We start from the raw sequence: 26,554 nt of genomic DNA, 5'->3' as shown, positions 1-26,554 counted from the left end.
CTTTTTTGTCTGTTGTTGATGATGCATAAAAGGCCACCCGGATGTCCCCGATCACAACCCATCGCCTTATGTTCCAGCGCCCGAAAGGTACGGGAACATTTGCACCGTCCGATATCCTGCGCGCGGTGTTGGCGGTTATTGATCTGGAGGGGCTTGACGATGCCAGGTGCACCGCACTGGCAGAAAGCCAGTTGAACGACGCCGAAAAGACCCGATTGGCGGGGTTCCGGCATGACCGCCGCCGGAAAAGTTTTATTCATGGACGGTTGGCGGCGAAGGCGGCGTTGAGCGCGTATTTTCCGGGGATTGATCCGCAATCGATTGAAATCGGATCGGGGGTGTTTGATCAGCCGATCATTGTTGGCGGCGGGGATGATTTGCAGGGCATGTCGGTTTCGCTGTCGCATTCGGATCGGTTTGCGGTTGCCGTTGTTTTTCATCGTGCCCATCCGTTGGGCATTGATGTCGATCTGCCGACGATCACGGATGTGCCTGCAATTCTTGACGGGATCGCCCCCGACGTGCGGAACATGATCCGCGCCCATGATCTTGACGACCACGGGGCGGCCTGCCTGCTTTGGGTGGCGCGCGAAAGCCTGGCCAAGACCATTACCACGGGGATGATGACGCCGCTTGAACTTTACGCGCCGTCATCGATTGATCGCAAGGGGGCCTGTTTTGAGGTGCGGTATGCCAATTTCGGCCAGTATCGCACACTCATCTGGCCCGGTGCGCAGGGGTGGCTAGGCCTGACATTGCCGGATCAAACGGGGTTCGATCCGGCAAGCCTGCTCTCAGGCCGGCTCTGGGGTTAGAGCTTTTTTTCAATATGAAGGCGGATGCGTTCGGCGACTTCGATCACATGGGGATCGAACATCATCGATCCGTGGGTGCCGCTGACCCATTCAAGGGTCAGATTGTCGCCCGCGACCTTTTGCCAGCCGCTATATTGATCGCCTTCGATGCTGGGTGCGGCGCGGGTTCCGGTTGTCGGACGCAGCAGCAGGACATCAATTCCGTCAATTTTTGGCGGGACATAATGGACGGCGGCGAGTGCGTTATTCTGGAACACGGCCAGCAGGCGGCGCATGGTGCCGCGATCTGCCTCGTCGGGCAGAAGATCGCAATTCTTGCCGCGTTCGAGCAACAGGTCGATGCGTTCCTCAGGCGTTAACGGACGCAATTCGTCAACCGTGACAAGGCCGAGCTCGGCAAAGATATCGGCAAGATATTCTGCCTCGCCCTTGCGTAGGATGGCGCGGACCGCATCGGGCACGGCAATCGCATCGAGCAGGATGATATTGCGTACATCAATGCCGGCCTGCTGCATGCGGAAGGCGGCCTCAAACGCCAGCAATCCGCCGAAGCTCCATCCGATGACATGAATCTGGCCGTTGGGAACGGTTTCGCGGATGGCGGGCATGTAGGCGGCCACCATTTCCTCGACCGTTGGCTGCAAATTCTGGCCTTCTTCGAGGCCTTGGGCTTCGACCATGTAAAGTGGCTGATCGGGGCCGAATTCACGGGCAAGGTTTTGATAGCACAGCACATTGCCGCCGACCGGATGGAAGCAGATCATCGGTGGTTTGGTGCCCGATGCATTGACGGTGACAATCGGGCTTTTGGCGTCACTTTCGTTTTCGCGTTCGGAAATGCGCGCGGCGAGTTTTTCGACCGAGGCACAGGTAAACAGATCGCCGAGCGGGATTTTGACGTTGGTAACCTTGTTGATTTTTGACAGGAACTGAACCGCAAGGACGCTGTGACCGCCGAGTTCAAAGAAATCGGCGGTGGCGTCATCGACAGTGCAATCAAGGACTTCGCCCATCAGGCGAGCAACGGTGCGTTCATGGTCGCTGCCAAGCGGCTTTGCGGTGGTGCTTGTGGCATGATCGGTATTTTCGGGGATGGGAAGGCGTGAAAGATCGATCTTGCCATTTACGGTCAGCGGCAGGTCATCCATCGTGATCAGGTGGTTGGGCACCATATAGTTCGGTAGGGCCTGTTCAAGTTTTGCCCGGCATGCCGCGACATCGAAATCGGCATGGGCATCGTCATCGGTGACGACATAGGCGACCAGGACAACATTGCCGTTCTGGTGGCGGTCATGGGCAACCACGGCCGCACGGCGGATATGGGGATGGGCGAGCAGGGCATGTTCGACTTCGCCCAGTTCGATGCGGTTGCCGCGGACCTTGATCTGACCGTCTTCACGGCCAAGGAAAATGATTTCGCCGTCACTGCGCCGTCGACCCATGTCGCCGCTGCGATAGAACCGTTTGCCGTTGGGATCGGTGACAAATTTCTGTGCGGTCAGGGCCGGGTCGTTCAGATAGCCGCGCGCGACACCGGCACCGCCAATGCAGATTTCGCCCGGAACCCCATCGGGTAACGGACGGCCCATATCGTCGCAGATTTCAATATGAACGCCCTGAATGGCCTTGCCGATGGGGGGCGGCAGAATCTGTTTATGGTTGTGCGCGGTCATCACATATTGCGCCGATGAAACGCAGCATTCTGTCGGGCCATAGGCATTGACCAGTTTGCGGTCGGTCTGGCCGGGCAGGGCAAAGAAACGTTCGACCATTCGGGTGGATACGGCTTCGCCGCCCAGAACCACCATCCTTGCAGGGCAGGAAAGCCTGTTTTCTTCCCAGTAGTCGAGCAGCAGGGAAAACAGGCTTGGCGTTGCGTCAAGCTGATCAATGGCGTTGGCAACCATCAGGTTATGCAGGGCTTCGGGGTCGCTTCGCGTAGCCGATCCGGTGATATTCAGGCAGTGCCCGTTCAGGATGGCGGCGAAAATCTGAACGATGGAGCCGTCAAAGGCAAAAGGCGCGATACAGGTCAGGTTCAGGACGCGGTCCGGATCATCGGCACCGATCTGTTTTAACTGCGTATCAAGAACCGACTGGGCCAGGTTTACAACCGAGCCATGTTCGATCTGAACACCTTTTGGCGTGCCGGTGGTGCCGCTGGTGAACAGGACATAGGCAAGATCGTTTGCACTGGTGTCTGTTGCGGTGTGCGCATCACTTGCGGCATTCAGGACGGCCAGATCGTGGCGTCGTTTTTGCGACGGGGCGGGCTGTTGGGCCGCATCCGTTGTCAGGACGAAATCGAATGTGTAGGGGGCCGGGTCGAACCCGTCCGCATCGATTGCGGATCGTTTGGCGGCAAAGCCGCCCTGTTCGCGTGCCCAGTCTTCAAGGAAGCATTGTGGAACAAACAGGTCTTCGAGGAAATCGAGACGGGTGTTGTAGCCTTTGCCCGCCGTGTCACGGGCAAACTGCGCCAGATCGGCAAGGTAATCATCGCGGCGATCCGCATCCCAGACATTGCCAAGATAAATGGCCCCGCCGGGGGCGAGCAGGGTTTTTGCCTTTGCCAGGACGGTTCGCAGATAACCGTAGCCGGGGAAGTTTTCGATGACGCTGTTCATGATGATCAGGTCGAACGAGCCCGGTTCATAAACATCGATATCATGTGCGCCAAGCTGCCGACCGATGACATGGGTCATGCCAAGATTGATCGCCAGGGCCTCGGTCCGTTCGACGTTGCGGCGCGACAGATCGGTCGCGACATAGGTGCCGACCACGGGAGCAACGTGTTTCATGGTGAAGCCGGACGCACAACCGATTTCAAGCACACGGGCATCGCGCGATACTAGACCGGCGACCTTGTTCCGCGCATTTGCGCCAAAGGCATCCATCGCACTTTGCGCAATCGGTTGACCGGTAAATGCACTTTTCCAGCCACCAGCCAGAATGTTGTCGGCATCGTCACCCGCCAGATGATCCCACAGTTCGACCGACATCAGGGAGCCGTGATTTTCCGTCAGGGTATCGATATCGTCATGGTCAAGGCATAGAATATCGGTGACGGTTTTGCAGCGCCACTGCAACTGGTGCAGATCGCCGATATGAGCGCCTTCGGATATGATCAGCGGTAGCGCTGCATTGCGGACCAGTGTGGTGCGGCGGATCAGCGGCACATTCGGATCAAGCGGCACAAAGGCGAGGCCTGCCTTCAGGACGCCAAGGGTTGCTGCGATGTAATGGCGGTTGCGCCCGGTCATCACACCGACAAGCGAGCCGACGGGCAGGTTAAGTCCGGCAATGAAATGCGCGATACGATTGCTTTGGCGGTCCAGTCCGGCATAGCTGATTTCGCCGGTTTCATCGCGGGTTGCGATGCGATGCGGATGAGCTGCGGCAATCTTCGCAAACCGATCGGTGATGCTGCCGGTTGTTGCCAATGGCTGGTGATCGGGTTGGTTGTCTGCCCCGGGTGGTGTATCGAGGGTTTCGAAATCGAAATCGGCGATTTTCATTATGCGTCCCTTTGGGCATTTTGTGCGGCGGCAGCAGCGAATTTGCCAAGGAAGGCCAACCAGCGCTGCATGGTTTCCGCATCGAACAGATCGGTATCATATTCAAGGGTGAAGCGTGCCTGACCGGCTTCTTCGGTCAGGAACAGAATGATGTCATGTTTGGCCGTCGTGTTATCGACAAAGGCATCCATGTTGGATGGCAGGATGCCGTCGGCATCGGGGGCAAGCATCGGCAGGCCGGATTGTGTCCCGTCGGTTTGTGCCAAGTTGCTTACGGCTTCGAAGCGCTGATATTCGAACACCACATTGACCAATGGCTGGCGGTTGGATTTGCGTTTTGGCGCAACCGCGCGAACCAGTTCATCAAACGGGAAATCCTGCCGGTCCAGCGCATTGGCAATATTGATATGGGTGGTACGGATCAGATCGCCAAGATCGGTGTCGTCGTCAAGCTGCATGCGGATCGGCAGGACATTGACGAAGAAGCCGATCAGGCCTTCGGTTTCCATGCGTTCGCGCCCGGCAACCCCCATGCCGATGACCATATCGGTTTGGCGCGTCAGGCGATAGAGCATGGCGGAAAACAGCGACAGGCCCACCGATGACAGGGTTGTTTTGTTCAGGCTGGCAAGCCGATGCAGGCCCGATAAAACATCATCGGGCAGGGCAAGATGCACATGCGCGCCGCGGAAGGATTGTTTTTCCGGTACAGGGCGATCCGTTGGCAGATTGATCTGTTCCGGCGCGTTGGCAAGCTGTTGACGCCAGTAATCGGCGGCATCGGCCCAGTTCTGTTTGGATTGCCAATGGGCGAAATCCTTATACGTGATCGGAAGTTGCGGCAGGGCAGCGTTCCGTTCATGGACAACGGCGTCATAAAGCGCGCCAAGTTCATTGATCAGGATGCGCGAAGACCAGCCATCGCCGACAATATGATGGGTCATCAGGATCATCAGGCATTCATTTGCCGCCACCTTGATCACACGCCCGCGGATCAGGGGCGGCTGGTCAAGGATGACCGGTGTTGCGGCTTCAAGCCGTGTCAGGCGAAGGGCTTCGCGGGCCGGATCGCCATGACCGGAAAGATCATCAAACGCGACGGCAGGCGGCGTGGTGGCGTGGATTTTCTGCGTGATCGTGCCGTCCTGTTCGGCAAAGCCCGTGCGCAATGTTTCATGACGGTCCACCAGACGGGTCAGGGCGGATTGCAGGATATCGGCCCGCAAATCACCGGTGCAGCGGAAGACATAAAGCATGCCATAGGCACCGCTGTTGCCGTCCATCTTTGAGAGCAGATAAAGCCGTTTTTGCGCGTGGCTGGCCGGGTAATGTTCCATTGCCGGTGCGCGCGGGATTTGGCCATTGCCGGTGGCGGCGATATCGAGGGTGGCATTTTCGATATGGCGGGCCAGCCCCGCAACCGTCGGATCGGCAAAGAAGTCGGCCATGCTGATGCGTTTGCCGGTCCGGTCCGCAATGCGGTTCACGATCCGGATTGCCATCAGGCTGTGACCGCCAAGCTGGGTGAAGCTTGCGTGCCGGTTACGGATGGGGCTTGCGAAAACCTCGGTAAAGATATCGGCAACCAGTTCCTCGGCCGGGGTGGCGGGCGGGGTATCTGTGCCGTTATCAAGGGCCAGCGCACTTGATTGCGTGCGCACCGTTTCGAGCAATGTCTTGCGATCCACCTTGCCATTGGCGGTGATCGGGATGGTATCGACGATATGCCATTTCGCCGGGATCATGTAGCCGGGCAGATGTGTGCCAAGCCACGTCATCAGGGCAGGGAAATCGATATCCTGCCCCTGTGCCGTCTGAATACAGCCGATGATTGCCCCACCGTCAGGGGCGGTGGCATCAAACAGGGCAACGGCATTTTTGATGCCGGGTGCGGATTGAAGCTGCTGTTCGATTTCATCCAGTTCGATGCGGAAACCGCGCAATTTGATCTGATTGTCATGGCGGCCGCCAAATTCGATCCGACCATCGCGGGTCCAGCGGGCAAGGTCGCCTGTGCGATAGAGCCGTTCGCCAGGTTGATCAGGATCAGCGATGAACCGTTCGCGGGTCAGGTCGGGACGTTGCCAGTATTCGCGCGCCAGCCGTGACCCGCCAATCATCAATTCGCCCCAGACGCCGACGGGCGCGCGTTGACCGTTCTGGTCAAGGATCAGGGTTTTGGTGAAGGGGATCGGTTTGCCGATGATGGTGGCGTCGGTATCGCCCGACAGATCATTTTCGGCGATCGGGCCGACAACGGCGAAGGTCGTGCTTTCGGTCGGGCCATAACAGTTCAGAACCGTGACGTGCGGGCAGGCGGCGATGAAGGTGCGGACATGCTGTTTGCTGATCGCGTCCCCGCCGACCATCAGTATTTCAAGACAGGCAAGGGTGCGGGGATCATGATCGACCTGACGATTGAACAGGCCGACACTCATGAACATTTTCGTGACATCAAATTGCGACAGAGCATCGCCGAATTTGGCCGGATCAAGCAGGTCATTCCGGTCAATTACGGCGATTTCCGCCCCACGCAGCAAGGTGGCCCAGATTTCAAAGGTCGAGGCATCAAATGCCAGCGGCCCCGCCTGTGCCACCACATCACCAGCGACGATTTTGGCGTAATCCGCCCCAAATGCCAGCCGACGCACGGCCCCCTGTTCGATCAGAACCCCCTTGGGCGTTCCGGTCGAGCCCGAGGTATACATGATATAGGCAGGCAAACTGTCCGGGTTGGTCAATTCGGGCAGGGTGAAGTCCCCCGGTGCCGGGGCAATGCCCGCGATATTGATCCGTTGCGGGGATGGACCGCCGGTTTCGGACAGGGCATCAAGCGCGTCATATCCGATGTCATCGACCAGAACCAGTTTGGCGCGGCTGTCTGACAGGATGAAGTGATTGCGCGCCGCCGGATAGGCCGGATCAAGCGGGACATATCCCGCGCCGATGGCGGCAATCCCAAGAATTGCCGCAATGGCCGGACGACCGCGTTCAATATGCATCGCAACCAGATCGCCCGGTTTGACCCCGGCGGTTCGCAGGCAGTGGGCAATGGCGCGCGCATCGGCATGCAGTTCCCCAAAGGTCCATGTGCTGTTGCTATCGCGGATGGCAGGGGCATCGGGGGTGACAGAGGCCTGATTGGCGAATATCGCAAAGATCCCGGCATTCGTGTCCGCATCAAGGCTGGTTTCCGGTTGCGGACCCTGTTCCCAGATTTCGATATTTGTTTTCTGATCATCGGGCAGAAGATCAAGATCGGCAATCGGTATGGTTTTCGCGGTAGTTTCCGTCGTAACCAGTTTTTGCAGGGTTTTTGTGAAGATGTGACCGAGTTCGATCATGCGCGCCTGATCGAACATATCGGCATAATAGTCAAACGAGATGGACATTCGTTCGGGCAGATCACGGACAAAGATCGCCAGGTCGTTTTTGCATTGCTGCCGGCCAAGGCCGATGGGGAGCATGGCTTTGGCCTGATCATCTGGTCCGTAATCGCCCTGCGCATAGTTCATGTAAGACAGGGATATTTCGGACAGCAGGGTGCGTTCGGGGGTGGCAGGTGGCGAGAGATCATCGAGCAGCAGATCAAGGAAATAGGCCCGGTGGCGTAGCGCATCGATATGGTGGTTTTGCACCTTGTGCAGTAGGGATGCGAAGGTTTCATCATTAGCAATCTGCATGCGGAGCGGCAAAAGCGATACCATCATGCCCGGCACGTTGCGGAAACCCGTCCCGTCGCGCTGGTTGACCGGGACGCTGATCACCAGATCGTCGGTTGCGGTGATCCTGCCAAGCACGGCAAACCACGTCGCCATCATGAGCGAGAACATGGTGACGCGTTGATCTGATGCGAATTTCCGTGCCGATTTCAGCAAGGCCGGATTAATATCAAACGCGACGATTTCGCCCCTGAAACTGTGGAAAGCCGGGCGTCTGCGATCAGACGGCAGATCCAGTTTCGGAAGCGGCCCTTGATAGAGGGAAAGCCAGTAATCACGTGCCGTTTCAAGCCGCTTGAGGCTTTCGGGTTGCTGGCTCCAATACGCGTAATCGCGAAGCTGATAAGGGAGTGGGGCCAAGACCTGCCCACGATAAAGAGCCAGCAAATCCCCCAGCAGCATTTCAATGGTAAAGCCATCGCAAACCGTGTGATGGATATCAAAGAACAGTGCCTTTTGACCGTTGGCAGCGCAGATCAGACGCCAGCGCGCGGGGATTTCCGTTGCCAGATCGAACGGCATGACAAGGTCCGCGCCGACATCTTCAAGCGATAGCGAAGCATCAAGTTCAATTGGCGTCAGATCGGGCAGGGCGTCATGAAGTGGCAGAATTTTCATCGCCCAGTCATCGCCATCGGCAATCAACCGGGTGCGTAGGATTTCGTGGCGTTCCGTCAGGCGGGAGATGGCATCGCGCAGGCGATCAAGATCGATACTGTCATCAAGCATGAAGGCATGCGGCAGGTTGAAGGCCGTACCCATATTGCCGCTATGTTCGGCATGCAGCACGGAAACCTGTTCGGGGGCCAGCGGATATAATTCCATTTCAGGCGCGCGGCGCGGATCGGTTTCGATCCCGGTTTCTGTTGCTGCCTTTACGGGTTTTGATGCCGATGGCAGAGATGTTTCTTCGGCTGGGGGATTTGCCGATGACTGGGGAAGTTCCGCCGTTTCAACGGATGGCGATATTTTTGCGGCCAGGGCGGTGATCGCCGGGGTTTCAAACAGATCGGCAAGACCGATATTGCAGGCAAGTTCGGCATTCATACGATCAACGATCTGCATGCCGGTGATGGAATCGCCGCCCAGGGCATAGAAATCCTCGTCCGGGTCGATGGTGTCATAACCAAGGATTTCGGCCCAGATTTTTGCAATTTTTTCCGCAGGAGTGGCCTTTTCGTCCGATATCGCGTCACGATGATCGGATATTTCAGGTATGTTGACATCGCCCGCCGGTGACGGGGCGAATTGGGCCGTCAGATCGGATACCGTCGGTGCGGCAAACAGGTCCGAAATCGCCAGCGACAGTTTCAGTTCGGCATTCATGCGATCAACGATCTGCATGCCGGTAATGGAATCGCCGCCAAGGGCAAAGAAATCATCATCCGGTGCGATGGCATCATAGCCGAGTGTTTCGGCCCAGATGGCCGCGATCTTTTGCGAGATATCCGTTGCCGTGACGGATACAGATGCCGGTGTGGTCACGGGTTTTTCCGGTTGTGCAGCTGTTTCACCGGCAAGGGCCGGATCAAGCACGACAAGCTGTGCAGCGGTGCTGCACATGGCATCGCGCCAGAAGATCGGGGCCTGTTGCGGGGTGATGGCGGCCCCGTCCTGAAGCGGTACATTGTGGCGCGCCGCCATGCCCTGATCGGCAAGGGCACACCAGTCGATGGTCAGTGCCGGGCGGCCCTGCGATCTGCGGTAACGGGCAAAACCGTCAAGGAAGGCGTTGGCCGCACTATAGGCGGCCTGACCGGGTACACCGACGATGGCCGTCAGGCTGCCGAACATGACAAAGGCCTGCACAGGGTCGTTAAGGGTCAGGGCGTCAAGATGACGGGCCCCCTTGATCTTGGCGGCCATGATGGCGTCGAACGCATCCATGTCGCGCACGGCAAGGAATCCGCCATCAGCAAGCCCGGCGGCGTGCGCGATGGCGGTGATCGGGCCAAGACTATTTCGGATCGTGGCAAGGGTATCGGACAGGGCGTTTTTATCGGCAACGTCGCAGGTGTGGATTGATACTTTAATACCCTTGGCGCGCAGGTCGGCCAGTTTAGACTGCGCAATGGCATCAAGACCGTCTTCACCGCGACGGGCAAGAAGGGCAAGCGTGATTTTGCCGCCCAAAGCCATTTCATCGGCAAGGGCCATGGCAAAGCCGCCGGTGCCGCCGGTCACGACACAGACGCCATGATCGGGCCAGTTGGGTTGCGGCAGGTTATCGTGCCCTGAAATCGGGCGCAGTTTGCGGCGATAACGGACCTGATTGCGATAAACCGAAACCGGATCGCGGCCAGGATCGGCTGCCAGTTCACCACCGATATGCGCGATGAAATCAGCCGGTGAGATATCAGTAAAGGAAAGGGCAAGACGCGGTTCTTCGGCGGCCACCGCGATGGCAACACCGGCAGCGGCACTTTGATCCGGGGAGGCCGGAATGGTATCGCGGTCGATCTGATAGGCACCGCTTCCGGCAACGACAAGCCGCATCCGTCCGCGCATCGAGCGCAGGATATCGCGCAGGCATCGGGCGGTGCGAAGGGCGATGTCTTCGCCCGGCTGCAACGCCAGAATGACGTTTTGTGCCTTTGCCAGCATATCCTTGCCGAGCATATCTGGATGGACGCGTTGACAGGCGGGCGGGATCGGCCAGAAATCGCCATCGGCAATCATGATGGTGTTTTCGGGGACCGGTTGCATTTCAACCGTGCCCGGCAACCAGTCAATTTCGAGCAGTTCCGGCATGGCGGATGCGGCTTTGCCGTTAACATCCCCCGAGAAACGAATACCGCGTATGGTCAGAAGCAGTTTGTGGCTGTCGGCATCAAAGAAGGTGAAGTCGGCCTGGCCCGGATGACGACGTTCGGCACAGACAATGATATCGCCGCTAAACGGGGCGTGCAGCGTGATTTCGTCAATGCCGACGGGGAGAGAGCCATTATCCTCGGTCGTCAGAATCATGCTGCATGCAATATCGGCCATGGCCGGATGAATGATCCAGTCGCGCAGGTCGGCATGATATTGCGGTTTCAGTTTCAGATGCGTGATCGCCGTGGTTTCGTCCGCGCTGTAATGCATGGACATCCGGCAATCCCAGCGGTCGCTGATCGAAATCGGGCCGATCTGGGGGGCATGGGGCAGAACATGGGCCTGCAAGGTGCATTTTGCCCGCACATGATCAAGTGACAGCGAATTGTCTGTCCGGTTCTTTTCCGGCGCGTCATTGGCCCAGCGCGCGGTGGCAAAGACCGACCATTTGCCGTTTTTCAGACGGCCACCCAGTTCGACATGCCCGTCATTTCCAAGCAGCAGCGTTGCCGTACCATCGGGCAGGGCATTGGGAAGAAGGGCCTTTTGCCATTTAAGGTCGGAAATATGAACGGTTTGGTCGCCTGTCCCGTTTCGGGCCGCTGTTGCGATCATGGCGGGAACCGCCATGCCGACCAGTGTCGGTTGTCCGTTCAGGTGATGTTCATTTGTCGGCCAGAAGGACGGGGCGGCGACCGGAATGGCAAAGCAGCGGCCCCTTTCGGTTTCGACCGGGCCGGTCATGATGGCGGTATCAGGGGCCCGGGTGTCGCCAAAGACCGGTTTGCAAACGATTTTCGCAAAAGGTGCATGGGGAAGGGACACGCGGCGCGCGCGCATGTCGTCGGGCCAGATCAGGTTCGCACCGGCCAGCCATTCACGAGCGTTGGCGGTTGCATCGGCAGGATTGGTCGAAACCGCAGAAACCGATGATGCCCCAGTGGCAGGTTTGGGGGCCGCGCAATTTGCCGTTTCACCGGCGATCAACCCGGCAAGAGCGGTAAGAATGCTGTCGCGATCCGACACCGCAACGGCGAAGCGATGCTTTAGCTGATCGCGCCCGGTGGCAAGCGTGTGGCAGATGTCACGGACATCAAGGGTGGTGTCCCTGGCGATGTCGCGATGCAGTTTGGCGGCATAGTCGGTTAATGCCGCCTCGTTGGCAGCAGACAGCGCAAGGATGAAGGTCCCGTTTTGCGCGGTTTCATCCTGTGGATTTGCGCTGCGTTTCGGGGCGGCTTCAAGGATCACATGGGCATTGATGCCGCTTAGCCCGAAGGAACTGACACCGGCGCGTTTGGGCGCACCGCGATCTGCCAAGGGTTCAAGGCGATTGGTCGGGCGCACCGGGGCCCGGGCGAAATCAATCCGGCTGTTGGGGGTTTCAAAGAAGGGTTGTGGCGGGGCCTGATCAAAGCGGAGTGCCATGATGGCGCGCGCAAGACCAAGCGCACCCGCCGCCCCATCAAGATGGCCGTAATTCCCCTTGGCCGAGCCGATCAGGGCAAAGCCATGTTCATCCGTGCTTCCGGCAAAGGCACGGGTCAGGCCATCGATTTCAATCGGATCGCCAAGCGAGGTGCCGGTGCCGTGGGCTTCGATATAGGATATGGAACCCAGTTCGATGTCCGCCGTTTGCGCGGCCTGCCGGATGACATCTGCCTGCATGGCCGGGTTGGGGGCGGCCGCGCCGCTTGAGGCGCCATCCTGATTGACGGCACTGCCGCGGATGATGGCATGGACGGGATCACCATCGGCGATGGCGTTGCCAAGCGGTTTGAGGACAAAGACAACGCTGCCTTCGCCCATGCCGGTACCATCGGCGCCGTCGTCAAAGGCGCGGGTGCGGGCGGTGGAAGAATCAATCGTAAAGCCGCCGTCCGCATCGGGCGGGCAGGGGATCAGTTTTACGCCACCGGCAAGGGCGATGGTGCATGTGCCGCTGCGCAAATTCTGGCAGGCCTGATGAACCGCGACCAGCGATGACGAGCAGGCGGTATCGACGATACTTGCCGGGCCGTGCCAGTCCTTTAGGAAGGACAGGCGTGTGACCATGTTTGACGGCACGTTAAGGGCAAAGACCTGTTCGGCCTTGTCACGTGCGACATGCTCCATGGCAACGCGCCATGCCGGGTTTGCCCCGCCACCGGCAAAAATCCCGACCTTTTTACCGCGCAGGGCCTGCCCGCCGTAGCCGGCATTTTCCATCGCCATCAGGGCGGTTTCGATAAACAGGCGTTGTTCCGGGTCAATCAGGGCAGCATCGGCGGGTGCCATGCGGAAACGGCCCGGATCGAAATCAAAGATGCGGTCAAGATAGGCGGCTTCGCGGAAGCGGGCCGGAACCGAACGGCCAATGGCGGCCATCATGTCGCGGGTTTCATGATCGCGTTCGGGCGGAAGCGGACGGACGCGATCCGCCCCGCGCGCAACATCGGCCCAGAATGTTTCGATATCGTCCGCCCCGGCAAGCTGAAGTCCGATACCGATCACCGCAATCGGTTCGTCGGTGGCAAGCCGGGCACCCTGCGCCGACGCAAGATCGTCTGTTGCCAGATCCAGCCCGGCCAGAAGTTCAGCTTGGCGGGCGATGGTGGCACTGGCGAACAGATCGGCGATGCTGACCTTGCCGGGCCAGCGGGCATTGATTTTTTCATGCAGACGCAGCAGCAAAAGCGAATTGCCGCCGACATCAAAGAAACCGTCTTCGCGATCCGCCATCACACCGGGCAGGATTTCCTGCCAAAATCGTTGCAGAACGCGTTCCAGATTTGCCAGATCATGATTTTCGGCGTCGGGCTTTGCCGCGATAGCCGGTTTTGATTTCCGGCGGGCGGTTTTGGGTGAACCGGCCATCGGTGTGCCCGAAAGGGTCTTTCGGTCGATCTTGCCGCTGCTGGTAAGCGGGAGATGATCAAGGGCAAAGAAACGCGCCGGGATCATATATTCGGGCAGGCGGGTGCGCAGATGATCGCGCAGGACACCAATGGTCAGGTCGCCATCGCCCAAGACAAAGGCATGCAATTCATCAAGGTCGCCAACCCGCACAGCCTTGACCAGGGCGCGTTCAACCAGATCGTGGCTTTCAATCGTGGTTTCGACTTCGCCGCATTCGATACGGAAGCCGCGAATTTTGACCTGATGATCGATCCGGCCAAGATATTCGACCGATCCATCGGCAAGGAAACGCCCCAGATCGCCGGTGCGATACAGTTTATGGCCCGGATTGTGGGGATCGTCGGGGAATTTTTCAGCGGTCAGTTCCGGGCGGTTGCGATAACCGCGCGCGATTTGCGGCCCACCCAGCACGATTTCACCCGCAGTGCCAATCGGCATGTCGCCAAGCCTGTCATCAAGGATGCGAATGGAGGTGTTGGCAATCGGTTTGCCAATCGGAACGATATCGGGATTTTCAAGCGGCGAGCAGGCATGCCAGGTGACATCCACCGTCGCCTCGGTCGGGCCGTAAAGGTTATGCAGTTCGGTCCCGAAGCGATCAAACAGCAGATCGTTAAAGCGTTTCACCAGTACCGGGTCGAGCGCCTCGCCACTGGCGAAAACGCGTTTGAGGCTGCCAAGATGTTCGATATCGACCAGCCCGTGTTCGACCGAGAACAGGAAACTTGCCAGCATCGAAGGCACGAAATGCATGGTGGTGACGCTATGATCGCGAATGGCCTGAGCCAGCTGTTGCGGATCGCGTTCAACACCCGGATCGGGCAGAACAACGCGCGCGCCCGTCCATGACCACCAGAACAGTTCCCAGACCGACACATCGAATGTGATCGGGGTTTTTTGCAAAATCACGTCATCGGGGCCAATCGGGAAGGCGTCCTGCATCCAGAGGATGCGGTTCAGAACACCCCGATGGGCGATTTCGACACCCTTTGGGCGACCGGTCGAGCCGGAGGTGAACAGCACATAGGCAAGGTCATCGGGTACGTTGATTGCATCAGGGATATCGGCATTTTCGGTGCCATCAATGATCAGGACTTTATCGGCGTCAAACAGATCGGCCAGATCGGCGGTGGTGATGACGCGCGGATAACCAAGATCATCAAGCATATCCGTGCGGCGCTGTTCGGGGTGATCGGGGTCAAGGGGGCTATATGCCGCACCGCATAGAAGAATCCCGTGAATGGCGGCCAGCATATCGACCGAACGACGCACGGCAACGCCGATGACATCACCCGGACCAACCGATGCCGCACGCAGTTTTGCGGCAATCCCGGACGCACGACGGGCGAATTGTTCATAACTTAGCGTTGCAGATGTTCCGATAACCGCCGGTGCGGTTGGTGTGGCGCGGACCTGATCAAGGAACGGTTCGGAAATGCTGCGTTCAATCGCAAGGTCAAGATCGGTGGCATTGAATTGATCGATCCGGGTGCGTTCGTCGGCCGGCAAGATCGGCAATTCGGCGATCTTGGCGCTTGATGACGTGGACAGGGCCGCAGCAGCAAGGATTTCAAGCCGGTTGAAAATCGCCTGAATGGTGGATTTGTCAAACAGGTCGGTATCAAATTCGATCTGGCAAAGCAGGGCGTCGTTCTGTTTGCTGAAATAGAAGGCAAGATCGAATTTCGAGAACGGGAATTCGGTTTTCAGCAGCGAGAGTTCGGCATCGCCGAGTTTGCCAAGGTTAGGGATGCTATCCTGCCAAGCGACCAGAACATCAAACAGCGGATTGCGTGCAGGATCGCGTGGTGTATTGACGGCGGCGACAACATCCTCGAACGGGGCGGCCTGATCGGACAGGGCATCGATGATGGTTTTGCCGGTTTGGGCTAGATGATCGTCAAATCCGGCGTTCGGATCGACACTCTGACGCAGGACAACGGTGTTGACAAAGAAGCCGACCACATCATCAAGGGCGGTCTGTTCACGGCCCGCCACCAGCATGCCAAGCGGGATGTCGGTCTGCCCGCATTGGCGGTACATCAGGATTTGTACCAAAGCGGTCAGAATGGAAAAGGCGGTTGTGCCATGCCGATCCGCCGCGTCATTAATCAGGTGCGCGGTGTCCTCGCCAAAGGCAATTTCATGGAAATCGCCCGCAAAACGCCGTGCCTTAGGCCGGCGGCGATCCGTTGGCAGAGCAAGCGGTTCAGGCAGGGGCAACAGCCGTTCTTTCCAGCGGGCCAATAGATCCTTGCCGTCGGTCGAGCTTAAATAGCCATGTTGCCAGCTTGCAAAATCCTCGTAATGCCGGTCGAGCTCCGGCAAGGGCGCGGCGGGGCCGCCGGTTTCGGCGGCATAAAGGGCGGCAAGATCGCGTAGTAATGTCGGCATCGACCAGCCATCACAAATCGCATGATGCAGGGAAACCAGCATCCAGTGACGGTCGGGGGCAAGTGTGATCAGATCGGCCCGTGCCAATGGTTTGTTTTCAAGGTCGAACGGACGGACGGTTTCGCGTGCGATGAACAGGCGGGCGGGACCTTCGTCCATTTGATGGCGACCAAGTTTCAATGAACCGACCGGTGCCAGATACTGGCTGACGCCATCAGGATGATGGGGATCGGATTTGAAACGCAGGCGCAGCGCATGTTGCCGTTCTTCAAGTTTATGAAGGGCGGTCTGCAATGCATCGGCATCAATCGGGCCATTGATTTCAAACGCGGCCGGGACGGAATAGACCGCCATGTCGGGCTGCATGCGTTGCAGAACCCAAAGGCGGGCCTGTCCGCTTGAAAGCGGGAATTTCGGGCCATCTGCCTTTGGAATCAGGAATTGTTTGCCATTCTGTTTATGGTTGGCAAGCAGGGTTGCGATCCCGCCGACTGTTCGGGCGACAAAGATATCCTGAAGTTTCGGGCGGACGCCGGTGGATTTTTCGAGCAATCCGGCAAGGCGCATGGCGACAAGGCTGTGCCCGCCCAATGCAAAGAAATCCGACGATGCGGTAATGTCCCTGTTGCCAAACAGGGCCCTGAATTGTTCGGCAACGATCTGTTCCAGTTCGTTGTCGGTGGCGGGGTTGCCGGTTTGGGGAGCAAGCGGTGCCGTATTGGCCAGGGCACCAAGAAGCTGTTTGCGATCTACCTTGCCATTCACATTGACCGGCAGATGATCCAGCACCACAAACCGTTCGGGGATCATGTAATCGGGCAGATTGCGGCCAAGGATCTGCATCCAGACATTGCTGTTATCCTGATCGGCGGCGACGGCCGCACCAAGGAAGGCATCGGCACCGACGCCAACCGGCATCACGCAGGCATTGCGGATGCCGTCAATCTGGCTCAGTCGTTTTTCAATGGCGGCGGTTTCAATCCGGTGTCCGCGAATTTTGACCTGCCCGTCACCGCGGCCGCCAAATTCAATCACACCATCTGAGTGCCAACGCGCGTGGTCGCCGGTTTTGTAAAGGCGGGTTTCGGGTAAATGATCGAACGTGACGAATGCCTTGGCGGTGCGTTCGGGCGCGCCGGAATATCCCAGCGCCAGCCCGTCGCCCGCGGCGTAAAGTTCACCCCAGACCCCAGTCGGAACCGGTTGCCCGCCAGTATCAAGAATATAGGTGCGCGTATTGCCAATCGGCCGGCCAATCGGGATGGTTGCCGAATTTACGTCCTGTGGCGTGATCGGATGGATACAGGTAAAGGTCGTGTTTTCCGTCGGGCCATAGCCGTTGATCAGGGTAAGGTCCGGGCAGGCGGCCATGACTTTTTGCAGATGGGGTGGGCTTAGCGCCTCGCCCCCGGAAAGCAGTCTTTTGAGTGGGGCAAAGCAGTCCGGCGCGTCATCGGCGATACGGTTAAACAGGCTTGCGGTCAGCCACATGGTGGTGACGCCGCCATCCTTCAGGGCATTACGAAGGGCGGCTGGATCAAACAGGGTTTCGTTATTGATCAGAACCAGTTTGCCGCCATTCAAAAGCGGCGCCCAGATTTCAAGGGTTGCGGCATCAAAGCCAAGCGATGCGGCCTGTGCCATGACATCACTGTCATCAAACGCAAGCGCCCGATTGTTCACAACCAGTCGTGCAACAGCCCGGTTGGGGATCAGTACACCCTTTGGCGCACCTGTCGAGCCGGACGTGAACATGACATAGGCCAGATCATTGCCAGATCGTTTGGCAAAGGTCGCATCCGATGTTGCGTTGGCGTCGGGCATTTGCGCAATACGAACGCGATCAGACAGCCCCGACAGGCGTTCAAATTCGGCGTTGTCACACAGCAAAATACTGGCACCGCATTCTGCCATCAGGGCGGCAATGGCATCGCCGGGCAGAGATTTGTCAATCGGCAGATAGGCCGCACCATGCCATGCGATGCCAAGAAGGGTGATAATCGCATCAAGGGAGCGATCAGCGGCAAGGGCGACAATCGACCCGGGGGCAACATCAAGGGCATCAAGACCGGCAGAAACGGCGGAAACGTGTTGCCCCAACGTGCGATAGGTGATTTTTCGGTTGTGATCCTGCAGGGCAATTTTATTCGCGTTGGCCGGGTTTGTGACCTGCCGGGCGAGCAATTCGCCAAGGCCGCAGTCCCGCGGGTAATCCGATGCGGTATCGTTCAGCGTGATGGTCAGGTGATCGCGTTCGTCTTCGGGAAGCAGATCAACAAGGCCGAGCGGCATTTCCGGGTTTTTAGCAAGCGCGTGGGCGAAGGTCAGGAAACGTTTGGCAAAATGTTCGACCCATGCGTCGCCAAAGACGTGGCTTTGATATTCGACAGCCAGAGATGTTTCCGGGCCGTTTTTCATCATGCCGACCATCAGGGGGAATTTGCCCGCCCCGAAGTCGAGATCTTCGATCACGAAGGGGCTGTCGCTGGATTCCATCACATGGACGGCATCGAATGGCAGGCCGGTCGGGCCCTGTGCCGCCTGTGTCAGATCATGCATCAGGCGCGACAGGGGGTAATCCTGCACGTCAAGCATGGAAAGAACTTCGTGCCCGACCTGTCTGGTCAGGGCATCAAGATTATCTGCCATATCCGGTTTGATCGCGACGGGCAGGACATTCACAAAGCAGCCCATCGACTGCATGGTTTCCTTGTCCCTGCGACCGGCAAAAGGCAGCCCGATGACGGCTGTGGCGTTTTCCTTGTGCCGCGCGATCACAGCGATGGTCAGGGCGGCCCAGAGGGTGGTCTGGGTCGTTTTGCGGATATGACTGGCAAGCTTTGCGAAAGCCTCGGCGTCTTTGCCGGTCAGTTTGATCAGAAGGCGTTTGCCGCCGCCATTCCGTTCTGCTGCCGGGTCGTCAGGCAGACCGGCAGATAACAGTTTATCGGTTCGGGCCGACCAGAATTTTCGCGCGATTTCGCCGCGTTCCCGATCCAGATTGTGATGTGCATTGCGCACAAGTTTTTCGATATCAGGGACGTTTCCGGGCGTGTTTCCGGCAAGGATGGCAAGAAGCTCTTTTTGCAGCAACATGATCGATTGGCCATCAAAGCACAGATGATCGATTGCCATGGCCAGTTGCGGGGCTTTTCCGTCGTCATGTTCGATATAGCCAAACCGGGCCAGAGGACCCGTTGCGAGATCAAAAATATCATGGCGGATTTCTCGGGTGGTGTCGATTTTGCGCACAGTGACCGGCATATCGGCATGCACGCGCTGGATCAGCTGCCCGTCCTGTTCGACAAAGGTGGACCGGAGGGCATCATGGCGTTTGACGATGGCGGCAATCGCATCGCGGACCGCATTGAAACCGGTTCCTTTGGGAAGGGTGATGCCTGTAACGATATGGTAATTGGCACTTGCCGGTTGGTCACGTCTTGCAATCCATTGGCCTTCGATGGCGGGATGGGCCGGGAAGGATTTGAGGATCGGACCTGCTTTGGTGTCATGACTTTCGGCATCGGAAGGTTCACGCAGCAAGCTGAGGATTTCGGCCTTCAGGTCACGGGTTTCGGATTTCAGGGCATCATCAAATGCACCGGTCGGTGCATCAAAACAAAGATCGTGCCCGTTGGCATGCAGGCTTAGCACAATGTCACGCTGACGGAGTTCGTCGAGCAGGTTGCGCGCGGTTTGTGTGCGGCGTGACAGCTGATCGGTATTCATCACAGAACTCCCTGTTCACGTGACGGGCGGGGGGCTGTTGTGGCCGGTTTTGCTGTTGCCGTTGCTGTTGGCGCGGATCGGGCATTGGTCGGCGGGCTGTTTGTCTCAAAGGATGCAAGCAGGTTGGCAACACCTGAAACAGTGCGGCCTTCGAACATTACGGCGGCGGGAATTTCGGCAGTCAGGACTTCGGAAAGCCGTGTTGCGATCCGCACGGCGAATAAGGAGTCCCCGCCAAGTTCAAAGAAATCATCATCGGGGCCGATTGCCGGATCGCCAAACATATCGCGCCAGACGGCAAGAATGGTGGATTGCGCGTGTGTTTCAGTTTGGGAATCGGACGTATTTTGTGCCGGGTTTTGTGCCGGGGGCAATGTGGCCTCCACTGGGGCAGCGGCAACGGCGATAGATTTGGGATCGGCGTTCACGGTGGTTGCCTTCTCCGGCCAGAAGCGGCGCCGGTCAAAGGCGTAGGTCGGCAACGGAATGCGATGGGCATCACTGGTTTGGTTCACCCTGTCCCAATCGGGCGATGTTCCCATGACCCAAAGCCGGGCAATCGCACCGGCCAGTGCGGTTGATCCGGTGATCGCGACATCCGTTCTTCGGGCGTCATCGGGGCCGGGGGCAGGTTGCAGGGCAATGCTGTTGCCGGTCGCTGTGCCATTGACAATGGCAAGGCGGCTTGCCGTGTTGCCAAAGCCGCATTCGACCATGATCGTTTCGGGCATTTCGGCCAGAAGTCCCTTGATGTTATCGGCAAAGCGCACCGCATTGCGCAGATGTTGAACCCAGTAATCGGGATTGGTGGCGTCTTCGGGGGGGAGCCAGTTGCCAGTCAGGTTGGACTGGATCGGAAGGGTTGGCGCGTTTAACCGGATTTTGGCGACGACATGGCGGAATTCATTCAGAACCGGTTCCATCATCCGTGAATGGAAGGCATGCGAGACCACAAGCCGACGCCCGGATTTACCCTGTGATTTGATGTGTTCTTCAAGCGCATCAATGCATTCGGTGCTGCCCGCCACCACGCATTGACGCGGGCCGTTGATTGCAGCCATCGACAGATCGGGGCCAAATGCCGACAGAAGATCACCGACTTCGGCCTCGGTCATGGACAGGGCAAACATTGATCCCGGTTCGGTCTGCCCCATCAGGCGACCGCGCATCACCACAAGGCGAAGCGCATCTTCAAAGGACATGACCCCGCTAATGCAGGCCGCGACATATTCGCCAATGCTGTGCCCGGCCAGTGCTGCGGGCAAAATGCCGTTTTCGATCAGCCAGTTTGCCAGCGCATATTCATAAATGAACAAGGCGGGCTGGGCGATTTCGGTGCGTGCCATGCGGCTTGATGTTGCCGCGCTTTCATCGGGAACAGTCAGTAATTCAAAAAGATCATCGGGGCCGCCCGTCTGTGCCACATGCTTGCAGGCATCGCGGATGATCTTTGCCGATGTTTGATCCACTTCATAAAGGCCTTTGGCCATGCCCGGTCGTTGCGATCCCTGACCGGGGAACAGGAAGGCGATGGAAGGGATATTGCGTTGGGCAACGGCCTGATGGCGGGCGGTCGATTTCGGATGGGTCAGGGCTGAAATCGCAGCCTTGATGTTCGTGGCAACGATGGCGGCCCTGAAACGATAGGCGTGACGCCGTGACAGGCTGTTTGCGACATCGGATATCGCAATGTCTGATCCGTTGCGGTCAAGCCAGCTTGCGGTGTTTTCCAGAAGTTTTTGCAAGGCGGGTTCGCTTGCCGCCGAGAAGGGCAGGATACGGGGAATATCGTTTTGTGTCTGGCGTGATGCCGGTTCATCGAAACGGGGGGCTTCTTCGATGATGATATGCGCGTTGGTGCCGCCAACCCCGAAGCTGCTGATGCCCGCGCGCAGCGGTTCATCATCATTATTCGATAATGGTTGAGCAGTGTTGTTTATTTGAAATGGTCCCTGATCCAGACCAAGGTTTTCATTCGGTTGATTGAAATGGCAGGTCGGCGGAAATACCCGATGGCGGATTGCCAATACGGCCTTGATCAGCCCGGCCATTCCGGCGGCACTGTCCAGATGGCCAATATTGCCCTTGACCGAGCCAAGCCACTTTGGATGCGTTGGCGTTGTATCGGCTTTTGCATAAACCTTGTTCAGTGCGGCGATCTCTATCGGGTCGCCAAGGGCTGTTGCGGTTCCGTGGCCTTCGACAAAGCAGATGGTGGATGGATTGATTTGGGCATCGTCAAGGGCCGTTTGAATGGCCTTTGCCTGACCATCGACAGAAGGCGCGGTAAAGGCGGCCTTTGCTGAACCGTCATTGTTGATGCCGACACCCTTGATCACCGCATGGATGGTGTCCTTGTCGGCAATGGCATCATCAAGACGTTTCAGAAGAATAATGGCCGCACCGCTGCCGCCGACAACGCCGTCTGCCTTGCTGTCAAACGGACGGCAAACGCCGCTTCGTGATCCGATGCCGCCCTGCGTGAAATAATATCCGCCAGCCGGGCTAAGCCCAAGGGCCGCCCCACCGGCAAGGGCGACGCGGCATTGACCGGATCGCAACGCATTGACTGCCAGGGCAAGATTGACAAGCCCGGTCGAACAGGCGGTCGAGGATGCGATGGCGGGGCCAGTCAGGTTCAGCTTGTAGGCAAGCCGTGTTGCAGCAAAATCCTTGTCATTGCCGAGTGTCATGCCATACCGGATCGCATCGGGGCGGTCGCGCAGGCGATCACGCAGGCTGTCGACCAGATAGGTCGGGAAACCGACGCCGACATAGGCACCGACCGGGCCGTCACGCGCCGGATCGCAAGACCCGTCTTCCAGAGCGCTAAGGGCGACTTCAAGCAGCAGGCGTTGTTGCGGATCGGTTTCGATGGTTTCGCCCGCGGTCATGGCAAACGGTGCGGGATCGAACATATCGAGATCGTCAAGAATACCGTGGCGTGCGACGAAATCGGCGTCTTCGAGCGCCGACGGATCGCCGCCCATTGCGCGCAGGCGGGAAATATCGACGTCCTTTATCTGATCGATACCGTTTTCAAGCATCGACCAGAAGGTGTCGCGGTCATTCGCGCCGGGCAGGCGCATCGCCATGCCAATAATCGCAATGTCGTGATTTTCAGACACATTGCGTTGGGGCTTTACCGGTTCGGCTTGTGCGGTTTCGGGGGCATGTTGATCACCCGCACAAAGGTGACGTGCGAAGGAATTGATGGTCGGGTGCTGGAATATTTCCACTGATGCAATGTTGCGCCCGGCGAGTTTTGACAGGGCAAACTGGGCGCGCGGTACCAGCAATGAATGGGCGCCAGCTTCAAACAGGTTGGTGTCAAATTCAATTTCGTCTGTTTCGATCAGCTCCATCCAGATCCTGGCAATTTTACCGGCCAGTTGATGGATGCGCGCCTGATCGGGTTTGCTGGATGCAGGGGGCGATGCTTTGGACGCAACAGGCTGTTTGCCATCCGGGTTTTGGGCGAATTCGGCAAGTGCCTTGCGGTCGATTTTGCCCGACGGCAAGAGGGGTAGCGTTTCCACCCATTCAATGCGGGTCGGAACGGCCGCATCGGACAGGTGGCGCGCCAGTTCTGCGCGCACGGTTGCTGCGTCCGGGCGTTTTGACAGGCTTGCGTTGGATAGAAGATAACCGATCAGTTCGCCGCCATGATTGGTTTTGACATGCAATACCGCAGCCCGTCCGACGTCGGACACGCGCGAAAGCTGGTATTCTATTTCCCCGATTTCGATGCGTTGCCCGCGAATTTTGACCTGTTCGTCCGTGCGCCCGTGAAAATAAAGCAACCCGTCTTCGCCCAAGGAAACCAGATCGCCAGTGCGATAAAAGGTTTCATCGGTCTCGCCCGTCGGATCCGTGACGAATTTTTCCTCCGTCACGTCAGGCATATTGATATAGCCGCGGTTAAGTCCTGCGCCGCCAAGGTAAATCTCGCCCGGGACGCCAAGTGGTACCCGTTTTCCGTTTTCGTCAAGTATCCGGACAAAGCTACCCTTGTCGACGCGGCCGAGCGGGATGCTTTTGGTTTGGGTGTCCCTTGGTATCAGATACACGGCGGCATGAATTGTCGCCTCGGTCGGGCCATAACAGTTCCAGATATCGACGGTTTCGAACGCGGAATAAAGCCTGCGGACGAGTGTTGGCTGCATGATTTCGCCGCCCGTGATCAGACGGCGCAATTTGAAAGCACCATCTGCCGGAACGGCATCAATCACGCTTTCATAAAATGACGGGACCGACATGATGTGGGTGACATGATGTCGTGCCACACCGTTCCAGAATTTATGCCCGTCACTGAGTATCGCGTGGGTCATCAGCCACATGCGATGGCCACGGATCAGCCCGATGCAGAATTGCAGCATCCACGGATCAAATCCGAGCGACGGGAAAAGACCCATTATTTCAGGGTTGCCGTTTTCATGTGATCCGATACCGAATTGCGCAATGGCGACGTCGATTTTATCGGCAAGGGATTGGTGATGAACGGGAACCGGTTTTGGCTGCCCGGTCGAACCCGATGTATGGAAGACAAAGGCAATATCGTCGCCACAAATATCGGCATGGATATTGTCAAAGGTGATGCTGCCGTCAATGCCGGTTACGGCATTGATATCGTTTATCGTGATGGAGGTGTCGCCGATTTTGCGCCATGTGTCGGTGCTGTCACTCAGAACCAGACGGCAATCAAGATGGCGGGTCATCGACGCATTGCGCGCGACGGGCTGCAACGGATCAAGCTGCACACAGGTTGCCCCGTATTTCAGAATACCGATCACAGCGGCCGTCTGCTGCGCACTGGGGGAAATGTTCATCCCGACAAAATCGCCCGGTGCAATGCCGCATTGTTTCAGGTGGTGGGCGACGGCATTGGCCATATGGCCCAGCGTTGCAAACGTGACTTCGTGATCATCTTCGGTGATCAGGGCGACATCGCCGGGGCGTGATGCAATGGCATGATCGATGCGTTCGGGAATGAGCCGTCCCGGAGCCGACCTTGTGAATGTCGGGCCGGTTTCAAGCGTGCGGATAATGGCAAGCTCGTTCATCGGCGGTGCGGCGATGGCCGCGATATCCTGTTCCGGGTCGTCCAGTGCGCGGGACAGGAAATAACGGAAACGTTCGGCGATGCGCGTAACGGATTTAACGTCGTGGCAAGCGGTGTCATATTGCCAGATGATTTCGGCTTCCTGCCGGTCTGGGCTTATGGCCTGCATCATATAGATCAGGCCAAGATCAGTGACTGGCCCGTTATAGATATTGACCCGGCGTGTATCCAGCCCGGCAAAGGATAAGGGTTCTGCGCCGTCCAGACTGTTGAAAAAGGCACCGCCGCCCGAAAGACCCCGGGCACCCAGACGTGCTGCACGCATGCGCGGCGCGCCAAGGCGCATATGACGGACATCGCGACGTGCCCGGGCAAAGATATCGCGGGCCAGTTCCGAAAAACGTGTGTGTTCACCCAAATCGGCATCGAAGGGTACGATATAGGAAAAGGCACCTGGTGTCTGGCGTTCAGTCCGTCCCATCCGGTTCAGAAGCGGCATTGTGACGCTTGGATGTTTGATATGGGTGACCTGACCCAGCAGGATGAAATAGGTGGCCATGACAATCGCGGTGGGCGATGTGCCACAGGCTTTGGCCGTGTGGATCAGTCTGGAAAGGTTGTGCGCATCCAGCGTCTGTTCCAGCCGGGCCTGAACCAGTTTTCCGGATGGTTTGTCGGATGAAAACCGCGTGATCGCGTGATCGTTTTGCAGGCGTTCCTGCCAATAGGCAAGGTCACGTTGATAGGCCGGCGTTTCGGGATAGGTCGCGTCAGCAGTGATAAAGTCGCCATAGGACCCGAATGTGCTTTCGGGGACGGTAGTACCGGTTTTAAGTGCGCTGTAAATTTCCGCCGCGCGTTGCGCCATCAAATGCCCGGCATATCCGTCACAGATCAGATGATGATAGACCCGAACCCACCAGTAACGTCCCGTGCCCAGTTGCAACAGGCGATGGCGGCAATGATATCCGTTTTCCGGGTCAAGTGGCCGTCGGCGGATTTCTTCGACTTCGTTATTGGCGATCAGAACCGGATCATCGGTAAAACTTAGATCGATGACGCTGAAATCGGTTTCGCGGCAGTCATCGGCAAAGGTCTGAAACGGCTTGCCGCCTTCTGATGCAAAGCGCAGACGCAGGGCGTCATTTTCCTGATCGGTTTGGACAATGGCCTTGTAAAGGGTTGCAATATCAAGATCGCCCTCAAACCGGATGACGCTGCAAATATTGTAATTTGCGCAATCGTCGCCCTCGGCCCAGTCAAGCCATATGCTCGACTGCGGCGTTGTAAGCGGTTTTCCCTGCCGTTCTGTCCCCGGCGCAAACGTGTTTGTGCGCTTCTGCAACGTCTGACCTTTCAAACGTTGATTGCGCCATGCAGCAAGCGGTTTTTGAAATCCTGTTCAACAGGCTTTTTGTGTGACCCCGACCACATGGCTCATCCCCAACCATATCCGAAAGAATATGCCCGGGAACGCGCCCTGAATGCAAGTGGTCGTAGCGAAGAATTGTAAGTTAAGTCCGTGAAAATACAATCAAAGGTCATCAGTTAAGGTGCCTGAACAGCTTGTTGTTTCTCGCTTTTTACCTGATTTTGCAGATG

Annotated in this window: 4 protein-coding genes; 1 reads left to right on the top strand and 3 read right to left on the bottom strand. The window is 57.8% G+C overall.

Annotation, left to right across the window (positions count from 1 at the left end; all coding sequences use genetic code 11):
- Positions 1-41 precede the first annotated feature (41 nt).
- Complete coding sequence (locus BC440_RS16595; RefSeq protein WP_071240631.1) at positions 42-815, top strand: hypothetical protein; 774 nt, start codon at positions 42-44, stop codon at positions 813-815.
- Here BC440_RS16595 and BC440_RS16590 read toward each other — a convergent pair.
- The 3 genes from BC440_RS16590 to BC440_RS16580 are packed head-to-tail and all read right to left on the bottom strand — an operon-like array spanning position 812 to position 26,297.
- Positions 812-4,333, bottom strand: coding sequence for an alpha/beta fold hydrolase (locus BC440_RS16590; RefSeq protein ID WP_071240630.1), 3,522 nt, complete (start codon positions 4,331-4,333; stop codon positions 812-814). The genes BC440_RS16595 and BC440_RS16590 overlap by 4 nt on opposite strands.
- The gene (locus BC440_RS16585) at positions 4,333-19,890 is read right to left on the bottom strand and encodes a non-ribosomal peptide synthetase (protein ID WP_071240629.1); all 15,558 of its coding nucleotides are present in this window, start codon (positions 19,888-19,890) and stop codon (positions 4,333-4,335) included. The genes BC440_RS16590 and BC440_RS16585 overlap by 1 nt, the downstream gene beginning before the upstream one ends.
- Positions 19,890-26,297 (bottom strand): non-ribosomal peptide synthetase/type I polyketide synthase, encoded by a 6,408-nt coding sequence (locus tag BC440_RS16580; RefSeq protein WP_175484500.1) that lies wholly within the window; start codon positions 26,295-26,297, stop codon positions 19,890-19,892. The genes BC440_RS16585 and BC440_RS16580 overlap by 1 nt, the downstream gene beginning before the upstream one ends.
- Positions 26,298-26,554: the final 257 nt, after the last annotated feature.

The sequence above is a fragment of the Thalassospira sp. MIT1004 genome, assembly GCF_001858545.1.
GTDB classification, from domain to species: Bacteria; Pseudomonadota; Alphaproteobacteria; order Rhodospirillales; family Thalassospiraceae; genus Thalassospira; species Thalassospira xiamenensis.
The sequence above is the reverse complement of the archived record's forward strand: the minus strand, read 5'-3'. Positions and strand labels throughout refer to the sequence as shown.

What these genes read in the sequence shown, in the direction of transcription:
- BC440_RS16595 (WP_071240631.1), top strand. Translation starts at nt 42, where the DNA reads ATGTCCCCGATCACAACCCATCGCCTTATGTTCCAGCGCCCGAAAGGT.
- BC440_RS16590 (WP_071240630.1), bottom strand. Translation starts at nt 4,333, where the DNA reads ATGAAAATCGCCGATTTCGATTTCGAAACCCTCGATACACCACCCGGG.
- BC440_RS16585 (WP_071240629.1), bottom strand. Translation starts at nt 19,890, where the DNA reads ATGAATACCGATCAGCTGTCACGCCGCACACAAACCGCGCGCAACCTG.